We start from the raw sequence: 14,088 nt of genomic DNA on the forward strand, positions 1-14,088 counted from the left end.
AGACCAGCCTTGATGTCTTCGACGGACAGGTCACCTTCTTCAAGGTACTTGTTCATCAGCTCTTCGTTGGCCTCGGCAGCAGCCTCGACCATGTTGCTGCGCCATTCGTTGGCCAGGCCCACCAGCTCAGCAGGAATCTCTTCCTCGCGGTAGGTAGTACCTTTGTCGTCGTCGTTCCAGTAGATGGCTTTCATCTTGATCAGGTCAACCTGACCCTGGAAGTCGTCTTCCGCACCAATAGCCAGCTGGACCGGAACCGGGGTGTGACCCAGACGGTTCTTGATCTGACCGATAACGCGCAGGAAGTTGGCACCAGCACGGTCCATCTTGTTCACGTAGACAACACGTGGAACGCCGTACTTGTTGGCTTGACGCCATACGGTTTCGGACTGTGGCTCAACGCCGGAAGTACCGCAGAACACAACGACCGCGCCGTCGAGTACACGCAGCGAACGCTCTACTTCAATGGTGAAGTCAACGTGGCCGGGGGTATCGATGACGTTTACGCGGTAGTTGTCGTACTGACCACGGGAACCTTTCCAGAAGGTGGTAACGGCAGCGGAGGTAATGGTGATACCGCGCTCCTGCTCCTGCACCATCCAGTCGGTGGTCGCGGCGCCGTCATGCACCTCGCCCATCTTGTGGCTCAGACCTGTGTAGAACAGGATCCGCTCGGTAGTGGTAGTCTTGCCCGCGTCAACGTGAGCACAGATACCGATGTTACGGTAGCGGTTAATTGCTGTAGTACGAGCCATAAAGCCCTCGCAAAATGATTGATGCTTGAATTAGAAGCGGTAGTGCGAGAACGCTTTGTTGGCTTCAGCCATACGGTGCACGTCTTCACGCTTCTTGACTGCAGCACCTTTGCCTTCGGCAGCATCCAGCAGTTCGCCGGCCAGGCGCAGAGCCATCGACTTCTCGCCGCGCTTGCGGGCGTAGTCTACGAGCCAGCGCATTGCCAGAGCGTTACGACGGGATGGACGAACTTCAACCGGAACCTGGTAAGTGGCACCGCCAACACGGCGGGACTTTACTTCGACCAGCGGAGCGATGGCGTCGAGAGCTTTCTCGAAGATTTCCAGGGGGTCGCTGTTCTTGCGTGCTTTGACGGTATCCAGGGCACCGTAAACGATGCGCTCGGCTACGGCCTTCTTGCCGCTTTCCATCACGTGGTTCATGAACTTGGCGAGGATCTGGGATCCGTACTTCGGATCGTCAAGGATCTCACGTTTTGCTGCTACACGACGTCTTGGCATGATAAGCCCTCAAACGGTCTTCAGGTTAGCCCGGGACGTGGGTCTTCGACCCCTGCCCGACCTTACTCTTATCGACTCAAAAAAATGGAAGTCTGCAAACGGCCGATTACTTCGGACGCTTGGTACCGTACTTCGAACGACCCTGGTTACGGCCTTTAACGCCCGAAGTATCCAGAGAGCCGCGAACGGTGTGGTAACGAACACCTGGCAAGTCTTTTACACGGCCGCCACGGATCAGGACGACGCTGTGCTCTTGCAGGTTGTGGCCTTCACCACCGATGTACGAGGAAACCTCGAAACCGTTGGTCAGACGCACACGGCATACTTTACGCAGTGCCGAGTTAGGTTTTTTCGGCGTGGTGGTGTACACGCGGGTGCACACGCCACGACGTTGCGGGCAGTTCTGCAGCGCAGGAACGTCGGACTTCTCGACCGAACGCTTGCGCGGCTGACGTACCAGCTGGTTGATAGTTGCCATCTACTAGCTCCACTGATTGTCTTGCGACTCTATTGTCTTGCAAGAAAGCCAAAAATTGGCGAGACGGAGCCTCACCAAATTTAAGGGTACAAAAGTCTACGGAGGATCTTGCACCCAGTCAAGACGAGGCCCCGGCCCTCCTCGCCCGATCATCGGCAACATTTCATGTCACCGATGGCCGTTCGAGGCTTGCCGGGGCCCTGCCCTGTACTTAGTTGCCGCTGGAGTTCAGCGCTTCGGTCAGTGCGGCTTCCACCTCACTGGCGCTCACACGCAGCGGTTTGTCGGCATCACGGCGACGCTTGCGCTCGCTGTGGTAGGCCAGACCAGTACCGGCCGGGATCAGACGACCCACGACCACGTTCTCTTTCAGGCCGCGCAGGTAGTCGCGCTTGCCGGTTACCGCCGCTTCGGTCAGTACGCGGGTGGTTTCCTGGAAGGAAGCCGCGGAGATGAACGACTCGGTCGACAGCGAGGCCTTGGTGATACCCAGCAGCACGCGGGTGAACTTGGAGATGAACTTGTCTTCCCCTGCCAGGCGCTCGTTTTCCATCAGCACCTGGGTCAGTTCCATCTGGTCGCCCTTGATGAAGCTGGAGTCACCCGACTCGGCGATCTCGACCTTGCGCAGCATCTGACGCAGGATGGTCTCGATGTGCTTGTCGTTGATCTTAACGCCTTGCAGACGGTAAACGTCCTGGATCTCGTTGACGATGTACTTCGCCAGCGCGCTCACACCCAGCAGACGCAGGATGTCGTGCGGATCGCTCGGGCCGTCGGAGATAACTTCGCCGCGGTTTACCTGTTCGCCTTCGAAGACGTTCAGGTGGCGCCACTTCGGAATCAGCTCTTCGTACGGATCGCTACCGTCGGTCGGAGTGATGACCAGACGACGCTTGCCCTTGGTCTCTTTACCGAACGCGATGGTGCCGCTGACTTCAGCCAGAATCGAGGCTTCTTTCGGACGGCGCGCTTCGAACAGGTCGGCAACGCGTGGCAGACCACCGGTGATGTCACGGGTCTTCGACGTTTCTTGCGGGATACGCGCGATAACGTCACCAACACCGATCTGGGCACCGTCAGCCACACCAACGAGGGCGTTGGCCGGCAGGAAGTACTGTGCAGGCACGTCGGTACCTGGCAGGTACAGGTCCTTGCCAGCGGCGTCGACCATCTTGATTGCCGGACGGATTTCCTTGCCTGCGGCAGGGCGATCCTTGACGTCCAGTACTTCAATGTTGGTCAAGCCGGTCAGCTCATCGGTCTGACGCTTGATGGTGATGTTTTCTTCCATGCCCACAAAGGTCACGGTACCTTTCAGTTCGGTAACGATCGGGTGGGTGTGCGGGTCCCACTTGGCGACGATTGCGCCAGCTTCGACCTTGTCACCTTCCTTGACCGAAATCACCGCACCGTAAGGCAGCTTGTAACGCTCACGCTCACGACCGAATTCGTCGGCAATGGCCAGCTCACCGGAACGCGATACGGCAACCAGGTTACCGTCGGCGCGCTCAACCTGCTTCAGGTTGTGCAGGCGAACCATACCGCCGTTCTTCACCTGGACGCTGTCGGCAGCCGAGGTACGGCTTGCAGCACCACCGATGTGGAACGTACGCATGGTCAGCTGGGTACCCGGCTCACCGATCGACTGCGCAGCGATAACGCCGACAGCTTCACCGATGTTCACCTGGTGACCGCGAGCCAGGTCACGACCGTAGCACTTGGCGCAGATGCCGAAGCGGGTTTCGCAGTTGATCGGCGAACGCACGATCACTTCGTCGATGCTGTTCAGCTCGATGAACTCGACCCACTGCTCGTCGACCAGGGTACCGGCCGGAACGATGACGTCCTCGGTGCCTGGCTTGAACACGTCACGGGCGATGACACGGCCCAGTACACGTTCACCCAGCGGCTCTACAACGTCGCCGCCTTCGATGTGCGGGGTCATCAGCAGGCCCTGATCGGTGCCGCAGTCGATCTCGGTCACGACCAAGTCTTGCGCAACGTCTACCAGACGACGAGTCAGGTAACCGGAGTTCGCAGTCTTCAGTGCGGTATCCGCCAGACCCTTACGAGCACCGTGGGTCGAGATGAAGTACTGGAGTACGCTCAGACCTTCACGGAAGTTCGCGGTGATCGGCGTCTCGATGATCGAGCCGTCCGGCTTGGCCATCAGGCCACGCATACCGGCCAGCTGACGGATCTGGGCTGCGGAACCCCGCGCACCCGAGTCAGCCATCATGTACATCGAGTTGAAGGACTCTTGGTCGACTTCGTTGCCTTCGCGGTCGATGACCTTCTCTTTCGAGAGGTTGGCCATCATCGCCTTGGACACTTCATCGTTCGCCTTCGACCACAAGTCGATGACCTTGTTGTACTTCTCGCCCTGGGTTACCAGGCCGGAGGCGTACTGGCTCTCGATTTCCTTCACTTCGTCGGTAGCGTTACCGATGATGCGGGCTTTCTCGTCCGGGATAACGAAGTCGTTAACACCGATGGAAACACCGGAAATGGTCGAGTAAGCGAAACCGGTGTACATCAGCTGGTCAGCGAAGATAACGGTCTCTTTCAGACCAACCACGCGGTAGCACTGGTTGATCAGCTTGGAGATCGCCTTCTTCTTCATCGGCTGGTTGACCACGTCGTACGGCAGGCCTGCCGGAACAACCTGGAACAGCAGCGCACGGCCGACGGTGGTGTCGACGATGCGGGTATTCTTGACCACCGAACCGTCACGCTCTTTCACGGTTTCGTTGATACGAACCTTGATTTTCGCGTGCAGGGCAGCTTCGCCGGCGCGGAATACGCGGTCGACTTCCTGCAGGTCGGCGAACACGCGACCTTCGCCCTTGGCGTTGATGGCTTCACGGGTCATGTAGTACAGACCCAGTACAACGTCCTGCGACGGAACGATGATTGGCTCACCGTTGGCTGGCGACAGGATGTTGTTGGTCGACATCATCAGCGCGCGCGCTTCGAGCTGGGCTTCCAGCGTCAGCGGCACGTGAACGGCCATCTGGTCACCGTCGAAGTCGGCGTTGTACGCGGCACAGACCAGCGGGTGCAGCTGGATAGCCTTACCTTCGATCAGAACCGGTTCAAAGGCCTGGATACCCAGACGGTGCAGGGTCGGCGCACGGTTGAGCAGTACGGGGTGTTCGCGGATCACCTCGGCGAGCACGTCCCACACCTCTGGCAGCTCGCGCTCGACCATCTTCTTGGCAGCCTTGATGGTGGTCGCCAGACCACGCATTTCCAGCTTGCCGAAAATGAACGGCTTGAACAGCTCGAGGGCCATCTTCTTCGGCAGACCGCACTGGTGCAGACGCAGGGTCGGGCCTACGGTGATTACCGAACGGCCGGAGTAGTCCACACGCTTACCGAGCAGGTTCTGACGGAAGCGACCTTGCTTACCTTTGATCATGTCGGCCAGGGACTTCAGCGGACGCTTGTTCGAGCCAGTGATGGCGCGACCGCGACGGCCGTTGTCCAGCAGGGCGTCGACCGCTTCCTGCAGCATGCGCTTTTCGTTGCGCACGATGATGTCCGGCGCCGACAGATCGAGCAGGCGCTTCAGACGGTTGTTACGGTTGATCACCCGACGATACAGGTCGTTCAGGTCGGAGGTCGCGAAGCGGCCACCATCCAGCGGAACCAGCGGACGCAGGTCCGGCGGCAGCACTGGCAGGACGGTCAGGACCATCCACTCAGGCAGGTTGCCCGAGCCCTGGAACGCTTCCATCAGCTTCAGGCGCTTGGACAGCTTCTTGATCTTGGTTTCCGAGTTGGTCTGCGGAATCTCTTCGCGCAGGCGGCCGATCTCGTGCTCCAGGTCGATTGCGTGGAGCAGCTCGCGGACAGCCTCGGCACCCATGCGGGCGTCGAAGTCGTCACCGAACTCTTCCAGCGCTTCGAAGTACTGTTCGTCGTTCAGCAGCTGACCCTTCTCGAGGGTGGTCATGCCCGGGTCGATCACGACGTAGCTCTCGAAGTAGAGCACGCGCTCGATGTCACGCAGGGTCATGTCCATCAGCAGGCCGATACGGGACGGCAGCGACTTCAGGAACCAGATGTGGGCAACCGGCGAGGCCAGTTCGATGTGCGCCATGCGCTCACGACGAACCTTGGCCAGGGCAACTTCAACGCCGCACTTCTCGCAGATCACGCCGCGGTGCTTGAGGCGCTTGTACTTGCCGCACAGGCACTCGTAGTCCTTGACTGGGCCAAAGATCTTGGCGCAGAACAGGCCGTCACGCTCAGGCTTGAACGTACGGTAGTTGATGGTTTCCGGCTTCTTAACTTCACCGAACGACCACGAACGGATCATTTCAGGCGACGCCAGACCGATGCGGATGGCGTCGAACTCTTCGACTTGACCCTGGTTTTTCAGCAAATTCAGTAGGTCTTTCAAGGCCTTTCCTCCTGGCGGAGCAGGGAGCGGGCATTACCTGCCCCACTCCCCTTCGCGTCACGTGTTATTCGGTTTCCAGATCGATATCGATACCGAGCGAACGGATCTCTTTGATCAACACGTTGAAGGACTCGGGCATGCCCGGCTCCATACGGTGATCGCCATCCACGATGTTCTTGTACATCTTGGTACGGCCGTTCACGTCGTCCGACTTCACTGTGAGCATTTCTTGCAGGGTGTATGCCGCGCCGTATGCTTCCAGCGCCCACACTTCCATCTCCCCGAAACGCTGACCACCGAACTGCGCCTTACCACCCAGCGGCTGCTGGGTAACCAGGCTGTAGGAACCAGTGGAACGCGCGTGCATCTTGTCGTCCACCAAGTGGTTCAGCTTGAGCATGTACATGTAACCAACGGTCACAGGACGCTCGAACTTGTTGCCGGTACGGCCGTCGAACAGCACCATCTGGCCGCTTTCTGGCAGGTCTGCCAGTTTCAGCATGGCCTTGATCTCACGCTCCTTGGCACCGTCGAAGACTGGGGTGGCCATCGGCACGCCTTTCTTCAGGTTGTTCGCCAGGGCGATGATCTCTTCGTCGGTGAACTCTTCCAGGTTCTCCTGACGACCACCGATCTCGTTGTAGATCTCGGTGAGGAAAGTGCGCAGTTCAGCGGCTTTACGCTGCTCTTCGATCATGCGATCGATCTTCTCGCCCAGACCTTTGGCCGCCAGGCCCAGGTGGGTTTCGAGGATCTGACCGACGTTCATACGCGAAGGTACACCCAGCGGGTTCAGTACCACGTCAACCGGAGTACCGTTGGCGTCGTGCGGCATGTCTTCTACCGGCATGATTACCGAGACGACACCCTTGTTACCGTGACGACCGGCCATCTTGTCACCCGGCTGGATGCGACGGCGGATTGCCAGGTAGACCTTGACGATCTTCAGTACGCCTGGAGCCAGGTCATCGCCCTGCTGCAGCTTGCGCTTCTTGTCTTCGAACTTGTCATCCAGCAGACGGCGACGGTCGACGATGTACTGTTGAGCCTTTTCCAGCTGCTCGTTCAGTGCATCTTCGGCCATGCGCAGTTTGAACCACTGGCCGTGCTCCAGACCGTCCAGCACTTCGTCAGTGATCACGGTGCCTTTCTTCAGGCCCGCGCCACCATCGACCACCTGGCCGTTCAGGGCAGCACGCAGACGCTCGAAGGTTGCACCTTCGACGATGCGGAACTCTTCGTTGAGGTCCTTGCGGATCTCGTCCAGCTGCATCTTCTCGATGGACAGGGCGCGGCTGTCGCGCTCGACGCCATCACGGGTGAAGACCTGTACGTCGATGACGGTACCCTTGGTGCCGGTCGGCACGCGCAGGGAGGTGTCCTTAACGTCGCTGGCCTTCTCACCGAAGATTGCGCGCAGCAGTTTTTCTTCCGGAGTCAGCTGGGTTTCGCCTTTTGGCGTGACCTTGCCGACCAGGATGTCACCAGCGCCGACTTCGGCACCTACGTAGACGATACCGGCTTCGTCCAGCTTGTTCAGAGCGGCTTCACCCACGTTCGGGATGTCCGCAGTGATTTCCTCTGGGCCAAGCTTGGTGTCACGCGCCACACAGGTCAGTTCCTGAATGTGGATGGTGGTGAAGCGGTCTTCCTGAACCACGCGCTCGGACAGGCAGATGGAGTCTTCGAAGTTGAAGCCGTTCCATGCCATGAACGCGATGCGCATGTTCTGACCCAGTGCCAGCTCACCCATGTCGGTGGACGGGCCGTCGGCCATGATGTCGCCACGCTGAACCTTGTCACCTTTGCTCACCAGCGGACGCTGGTTGATGCAGGTGTTCTGGTTAGAACGGGTGTACTTGGTCAGGTTGTAGATATCTACACCGGCTTCGCCGGTCTCGACTTCGTCATCAGCAACGCGAACGACGATACGGCTGGCGTCGACCGAGTCGATCACACCACCGCGGCGAGCAACCACGCAGACACCGGAGTCACGGGCAACGTTGCGCTCCATGCCGGTACCTACCAGCGGCTTGTCGGCACGCAGGGTTGGTACAGCCTGACGCTGCATGTTCGACCCCATCAATGCACGGTTGGCGTCGTCGTGCTCAAGGAACGGAATCAGCGACGCCGCAACAGAAACAACCTGCTTCGGCGAAACGTCCATCAGGGTGACGTCTTCCGGCGCCTTGACGGTGAATTCGTTCAGGTGACGAACCGCAACCAGCTCATCGATCAGCTGCTTCTTCTCGTTCATCGCGGCCGAAGCCTGGGCGATCACGTGATCCGCCTCTTCGATGGCCGACAGGAACACGATGTCGTCGCTGACCACGCCTTCCTTCACCACGCGGTACGGGCTTTCCAGGAAGCCGTACTGGTTGGTGCGGGCATAGGCTGCCAGGGAGTTGATCAGACCGATGTTCGGACCTTCAGGGGTCTCGATCGGGCACACACGGCCGTAGTGGGTCGGGTGTACGTCACGGACTTCAAAGCCAGCACGCTCACGGGTCAGACCGCCAGGGCCGAGTGCAGAAACACGGCGCTTGTGGGTGATCTCGGAGAGCGGGTTGTTCTGGTCCATGAACTGCGAGAGCTGGCTGGAACCGAAGAACTCCTTCACCGCCGCCGCTACCGGCTTGGCGTTGATCAGGTCTTGCGGCATCAGGCCTTCGCTTTCGGCCATCGACAGACGTTCCTTGACCGCACGCTCAACACGTACCAGGCCAACGCGGAACTGGTTCTCGGCCATCTCGCCGACGCAACGAACGCGACGGTTACCGAGGTGGTCGATGTCGTCGACGATGCCTTTGCCGTTACGGATATCGACCAGGGTCTTCAGAACCTCGACGATATCTTCCTTGCTCAGCACGCCCGAACCTTCGATCTCGGTGCGACCGATACGACGGTTGAACTTCATGCGGCCAACGGCGGACAGGTCGTAACGCTCGGCGCTGAAGAACAGGTTGTTGAACAGGGTCTCGGCAGCATCCTTGGTCGGCGGCTCGCCTGGACGCATCATGCGATAGATCTCGACCAGGGCTTCCAGCTGGTTGCTGGTGGTGTCGATCTTCAGGGTATCCGAGATGAACGGACCGCAGTCGATGTCGTTGGTGTACAGGGTCTCGATGCGAACAACCTGAGCCTTGGCGATCTTGATCAGCAGCTCGGTGGTCAGCTCGGTGTTGCACTCGGCCAGGATCTCGCCAGTGGCCGGGTGAACGATGGCCTTGGCGGTGGTGCGGCCGAGGACGTATTCCATCGGCACGTCCAGCTGGTTGACGCCAGCCTTCTCGAGCTGATTGACGTGGCGCGCGGTAATACGGCGGCCCTGCTCGACAATGACCTTGCCGCTGTCGTCATGGATGTCCATGACCGCGACTTCACCACGCAGACGCTGAGGTACCAGTTCCAGGCTGAGTTTTTCGCCGGAAATGTGGAATACGTTGGTGGTGTAGAAGGTGTTGAGTACTTCTTCCGTGCTGTAACCCAGCGCGCGCAGCAGTACCGAGGCCGGCAGTTTGCGGCGACGGTCGATACGCACGAACACGCAGTCTTTCGGGTCGAACTCGAAGTCCAGCCACGAACCGCGGTAAGGGATGATGCGAGCGGAGTACAGCAGCTTGCCGGAGCTGTGCGTCTTGCCACGGTCGTGGTCGAAGAACACACCAGGCGAACGGTGCAGCTGGGAAACGATTACTCGTTCGGTACCGTTGATAACGAAGGTACCGTTCTCAGTCATCAGGGGGATTTCACCCATGTAGACTTCTTGCTCTTTGATGTCCTTGATCGCTTTGTTCGACGATTCCTTGTCGAAGATGATCAGGCGCACCTTGACCCGCAGTGGGACCGCGAAGGTCACGCCACGCAGGACACATTCCTTCACATCGAAGGCGGGATCGCCCAGGCGGTAGCCTACGTACTCCAGGGCAGCATTGCCGGAGTAGCTGATGATCGGGAATACCGACTTGAAGGCCGCGTGCAGGCCGACGTCACGGAACTGATCCTTGGATGCTCCCGCTTGCAGGAATTCGCGATACGAATCCAGCTGGATGGCCAGAAGATATGGCACATCCATGACGTCCGGCAACTTGCTAAAGTCCTTGCGGATACGTTTTTTCTCAGTGTATGAGTAAGCCATCAGCGTTCCCCAGCTTGGTCACCTGCTTGTTTGGCTTCTCCCGGCGGGAGCAGCCAGAAAATCGTGCAAACCCCTTGGTTTGCGCACCCACATGGGTGTCTTGCAGCGTGTTATCGGGGCCGGCTTGACCAGCCACCAATAACGGAAAAAGGCCGGTGGCATAAGCCACCAGCCATCAGCCTTTCGCTCAACGCTCAGGCTGGCATCGCAAAGTCGAAATTACTTCAGCTCGACTTTAGCGCCTGCTTCTTCCAGCTTCTTCTTAGCGTCTTCAGCGGCTTCTTTCGAAACGCCTTCAGCTACAACCTGAGGAGCGCCGTCGACTTTCTCTTTGGCTTCTTTCAGGCCCAGACCGGTCAGTTCGCGAACGGCCTTGATCACGTTCACTTTCTTGTCGCCGGCTTCAACCAGGACAACGTTGAACTCGGTCTGCTCTTCAACAACGGCAGCAGCAGCAGCTGGGCCAGCAGCGGCAACAGCAGCGGTAACGCCGAAGGTTTCTTCCATAGCTTTGATCAGCTCAACAACTTCCAGAACGGTTTTCTGGCCGATTGCTTCGATGATTTGTTCGTTAGTCAGAGACATGACTTAAATCCTGTATTGGGGTGACAGCCTACGCAGCCATCAAATTAAACGTATGATTTTGAAAGAGTTTCGCGTGCCTTAGGCAGCGGTAGCTTCTTTCTGGTCGCGAATGGCTGCCAGAGTACGAGCCAGCTTGCTGGTAGCGCCTTGGATCACGCTCATCAGTTTCGCAATAGCTTCGTCGCGGGTCGGCAGGGTAGCCAACACGTCGATCTGGTTCGCTGCAATGAAATTGCCGTCAAACGCAGCTGCCTTGATCTCGAACTTGTCCTGACCCTTGGCGAACTCTTTGAACAGACGAGCAGCAGCGCCCGGGTGTTCGTTGGAGAAAGCAATCAGGGTCGGGCCTTTGAACGCGTCGTTGAGGATCGAGAATTCGGTGCCTTCAACAGCGCGCTTGAGCAGGGTATTACGTACGACACGTACGTATACGCCAGCTTCGCGGGCCTCTTTACGGAGTCCGGTCATTGCGCTTACAGTCACACCACGGGCATCGGCCACGACAGCGGACAGAGCGACTTTGGCAGCCTCGTTGACTTCAGCGACGATGGCCTTCTTGTCTTCGAGTTTAATTGCCACGGGTTTACTCCTGGTTTTTACCGTTTCATCTGGCCGAAGCCGGATGTCGTTTTGGTGTCTGATTCGGTAAACGAATCGGGAGCACCATCTGCGTGGGCTGGTGTTTTAAGGCTTGCGCCGCCTACGGTCTTGGATAGCCCCCGCCAGGCAGGGACCCCAATTTTTGCTGGTGACGCGACACGTCGCGCCACCATGTTCTTACACGTTCAGCGAGCTCTGATCGATGATCAGACCTGGGCCCATGGTGGTGCTCAGGGTAACGCGCTTGACGTAGATACCTTTCGAAGAGGCCGGCTTGATACGCTTCAGGTCAGCGATCAGGGCTTCAACGTTTTCCTTCAGCTTGTCAGCTTCGAAGCCGATTTTGCCAACGGAGGTGTGGATGATACCGTTTTTGTCGGTACGGTAGCGAACCTGACCAGCCTTGGCGTTTTTGACAGCGCCGGCTACGTCTGGAGTCACGGTACCCACTTTCGGGTTAGGCATCAGGCCGCGAGGACCCAGAACCTGACCCAGCTGACCTACAACGCGCATGGCATCAGGCGATGCGATGACGACGTCATAGTTCAGGTCACCGCCTTTCATTTCGGCAGCCAGATCGTCCATACCTACGCGGTCAGCACCGGCAGCCAGAGCGGCTTCTGCAGCTGGACCCTGGGTGAAGACGGCAACACGTACGGTCTTGCCAGTGCCGTGTGGCAGCACGGTAGCGCTACGAACGACCTGGTCGGATTTACGCGGGTCAACACCGAGGTTAACGGCGATGTCGTAGGACTCTACGAATTTGGCAGCCGGCAGCGAAGCGAGCAGGGTTGCGGCTTCTTCGAAATTGTAGGCCTTGCCTGCTTCGATTTTCTCGGCGATTGCCTTTTGGCGCTTGGTCAGCTTAGCCATTACACACCCTCCACGTTCAGGCCCATGCTGCGGGCAGAGCCAGCGATGGTGCGTACAGCTGCGTCCAGGTCAGCGGCGGTCAGATCAGCCTGTTTAGCTTTGGCGATATCTTCCAGCTGAGCACGGGTAACGGTACCGACTTTAACGGTGTTCGGGCGAGCCGAACCACTGGTCAGGCCAGCAGCTTTCTTCAGCAGAACCGAGGCAGGGGTGCTCTTGGTCTCGAAGGTGAAGCTACGGTCGCTGTAGACAGTGATGATCACTGGAGTCGGCAGGCCGGCTTCTTGACCCTGAGTACGGGCGTTGAAGGCCTTGCAGAACTCCATGATGTTCACACCGTGTTGGCCCAGAGCTGGACCAACGGGTGGGCTTGGGTTGGCCTGGCCGGCCTTAACTTGCAGCTTGATGTAAGCCTGAATCTTCTTAGCCATGAGCTACTCCAAAATCGGGTACGAACGCCTGATGGCTCCCCGGATGACTTGCGTTTTATCCCAGTGACGACAAAACCCCGCAGCACACAGGGCTGCGGGGTATGGGATGCTTCGTCCGCCTAGACCTTTTCGACCTGGCTGAACTCGAGCTCTACCGGAGTAGAGCGACCGAAAATGAGCACTGCAACCTGCAGACGGCTCTTCTCGTAGTTAACCTCTTCGACACTACCATTGAAGTCAGCGAACGGACCATCAATGACTCGAACCACTTCACCCGGCTCGAACAGCGTCTTCGGCTTCGGCTTGTCACTACCGTCGGCAACGCGACGCAGGATAGCTTCAGCTTCTTTATCGGTAATCGGCGCAGGCTTGTCTGCAGTACCGCCGATAAAGCCCATCACACGAGGGGTATCCTTGACCAAGTGCCAAGTCCCTTCGTTCATCTCCATCTGGACCAGTACATAGCCAGGGAAGAATTTGCGCTCACTCTTGCGCTTCTGGCCATTGCGCATTTCAACGACTTCTTCGGTCGGGACCAGGATCTCGCCGAAACCGTCTTCCATGCCAGCCAGCTTCACGCGCTCGATCAGGGAGCGCATTACATGCTTCTCGTAACCCGAGTAAGCATGCACAACATACCAACGCTTAGCCACGGGACACCTTTAGCCAACGATCAGGGAGACCGCCCAGCCGAGCAGGGAATCAAGACCCCACAGCAGCAGTGCCATAACCAGCACGACAGCCACGACAATCAGCGTGGTCTGGGTGGTTTCCTGGCGGGTCGGCCACACGACTTTACGGATCTCGGTACGAGCTTCCTTCGCCAGCGCAAAGAACGACTTACCCTTCGCAGTCTGCAGAGCAACAAAGCCTGCGACAGCAGCCAGGGCGAGAAGTGCAAGGACGCGATACAGGATCGGAGAGGCGGAGTAATATTGATTACCCACAACACCAACAACCACCAAAGCCACTACAGCCAGCCACTTGAACAGATCAAAACGCGATTCTTGGGCTTCAGTTTTGGGGGTCATCGAGGAGGATCCTGTAAGAAGAAAGCCATCACACCGAGGTGAAATGGCAGGTCAGGAGGGAATCGAACCCCCAACCTACGGTTTTGGAGACCGTCGCTCTGCCAATTGAGCTACTGACCTGTAACGCTGTATCAGGCCGGCCATTATACCGGCCTGATTAGGAAAATCAACTACTTATTCAATAATTTTTGCTACGACGCCGGCGCCGACGGTACGACCGCCTTCACGGATAGCGAAGCGCAGACCGTCTTCCATTGCGATGGTCTTGATCAGGGTAACAGTCAT

Annotated in this window: 11 protein-coding genes, 1 tRNA gene and 1 pseudogene; all 13 read right to left on the reverse strand. The window is 58.2% G+C overall.

The genetic code is table 11. The features are described from left to right. The coding region (locus ACIPZ8_RS27900) for a GTP-binding protein (protein ID WP_400730366.1) at nucleotides 1–755 on the reverse strand (755 nt) is incomplete at its 3' end. A 30-nt stretch (nucleotides 756–785) separates the two neighbouring features. Continuing rightward, nucleotides 786–1,256 (reverse strand): 30S ribosomal protein S7, encoded by a 471-nt coding sequence (gene rpsG, locus ACIPZ8_RS27905; RefSeq protein WP_003246741.1) that lies wholly within the window; start codon nucleotides 1,254–1,256, stop codon nucleotides 786–788. A 106-nt stretch (nucleotides 1,257–1,362) separates the two neighbouring features. After that, nucleotides 1,363–1,734 (reverse strand): 30S ribosomal protein S12, encoded by a 372-nt coding sequence (gene rpsL, locus ACIPZ8_RS27910; protein ID WP_003255492.1) that lies wholly within the window; start codon nucleotides 1,732–1,734, stop codon nucleotides 1,363–1,365. 211 nt (nucleotides 1,735–1,945) lie between these two features. After that, nucleotides 1,946–6,145 carry a DNA-directed RNA polymerase subunit beta' gene (rpoC, locus tag ACIPZ8_RS27915; RefSeq protein WP_167063063.1) on the reverse strand — a complete coding sequence of 1,400 codons (4,200 nt, stop codon included), beginning with the start codon at nucleotides 6,143–6,145 and terminating at the stop codon, nucleotides 1,946–1,948. A gap of 64 nt (nucleotides 6,146–6,209) precedes the next feature. Next, the gene (gene rpoB / locus ACIPZ8_RS27920; protein WP_103448759.1) at nucleotides 6,210–10,283 is read right to left on the reverse strand and encodes a DNA-directed RNA polymerase subunit beta; all 4,074 of its coding nucleotides are present in this window, start codon (nucleotides 10,281–10,283) and stop codon (nucleotides 6,210–6,212) included. Between the two features lie 219 nt (nucleotides 10,284–10,502). Continuing rightward, nucleotides 10,503–10,868 carry a 50S ribosomal protein L7/L12 gene (gene rplL, locus ACIPZ8_RS27925; protein WP_003255496.1) on the reverse strand — a complete coding sequence of 122 codons (366 nt, stop codon included), beginning with the start codon at nucleotides 10,866–10,868 and terminating at the stop codon, nucleotides 10,503–10,505. A gap of 78 nt (nucleotides 10,869–10,946) precedes the next feature. Beyond that, nucleotides 10,947–11,447, reverse strand: a complete 501-nt coding sequence (gene rplJ / locus ACIPZ8_RS27930) for a 50S ribosomal protein L10 (protein ID WP_016715872.1) — start codon at nucleotides 11,445–11,447, stop codon at nucleotides 10,947–10,949. Between the two features lie 198 nt (nucleotides 11,448–11,645). Further along, nucleotides 11,646–12,341 (reverse strand): 50S ribosomal protein L1, encoded by a 696-nt coding sequence (gene rplA / locus ACIPZ8_RS27935; protein ID WP_027919361.1) that lies wholly within the window; start codon nucleotides 12,339–12,341, stop codon nucleotides 11,646–11,648. Beyond that, nucleotides 12,341–12,772 carry a 50S ribosomal protein L11 gene (rplK, locus tag ACIPZ8_RS27940; RefSeq protein ID WP_003255500.1) on the reverse strand — a complete coding sequence of 144 codons (432 nt, stop codon included), beginning with the start codon at nucleotides 12,770–12,772 and terminating at the stop codon, nucleotides 12,341–12,343. Before rplK ends, rplA begins: the two co-directional genes overlap by 1 nt. Before the next feature lie 119 nt (nucleotides 12,773–12,891). Beyond that, on the reverse strand, nucleotides 12,892–13,425 hold the full coding sequence (nusG, locus tag ACIPZ8_RS27945) for a transcription termination/antitermination protein NusG (RefSeq protein ID WP_003255501.1): 534 nt from the start codon (nucleotides 13,423–13,425) through the stop codon (nucleotides 12,892–12,894). Nucleotides 13,426–13,434: 9 nt separating this feature from the next. Next, the gene (secE, locus tag ACIPZ8_RS27950) at nucleotides 13,435–13,803 is read right to left on the reverse strand and encodes a preprotein translocase subunit SecE (RefSeq protein ID WP_008089117.1); all 369 of its coding nucleotides are present in this window, start codon (nucleotides 13,801–13,803) and stop codon (nucleotides 13,435–13,437) included. Nucleotides 13,804–13,847: 44 nt separating this feature from the next. Continuing rightward, nucleotides 13,848–13,923, reverse strand: a tRNA-Trp gene (locus tag ACIPZ8_RS27955). 54 nt (nucleotides 13,924–13,977) lie between these two features. Continuing rightward, a pseudogene (locus ACIPZ8_RS27960) lies at nucleotides 13,978–14,088 on the reverse strand (elongation factor Tu); the annotation flags it as partial.

This window comes from Pseudomonas sp. NPDC089422 (assembly GCF_044749405.1).
In the GTDB taxonomy this organism is placed as follows: domain Bacteria; phylum Pseudomonadota; class Gammaproteobacteria; order Pseudomonadales; family Pseudomonadaceae; genus Aquipseudomonas.